Origin of the sequence: Psychromonas arctica (assembly GCF_038155225.1) — a bacterium.
Taxonomy (GTDB): Bacteria; Pseudomonadota; Gammaproteobacteria; order Enterobacterales; family Psychromonadaceae; genus Psychromonas; species Psychromonas arctica_B.
In genome coordinates this window covers 1-224 of sequence record NZ_JBAKBA010000253.1, presented here as the reverse complement: position 1 = coordinate 224, position 224 = coordinate 1, and the positions used below count along the sequence as shown (strand labels likewise).

The following is a 224-nucleotide window of genomic DNA, read 5'->3' as shown; positions in this document are numbered from 1 at the left end:
AAAGAGCTAGGTAAGATTAATAAGCAAAAAGATACAGAAATTGTCCATGCATTTCATTCATTAACAGCACAAATTGAAAAAGCATTAGCGTTTGATAAAGAGATTGCAGCGTTAGCACAAGACTTTGCTGATAAACATCACACATTATTCTTAGGTCGTGGTGAGAACTACCCAATTGCAATGGAATCTGCATTAAAATTAAAAGAAATATCTTACATTCATGC

The 224-nt window shown here is 33.0% G+C and carries 1 protein-coding gene; it reads left to right on the top strand.

Going from position 1 to position 224, the window contains the following annotated elements:
* Positions 1-224 (top strand): SIS domain-containing protein (locus V6255_RS18465; RefSeq protein ID WP_341629431.1); only part of this gene is annotated, 224 nt, incomplete at both ends.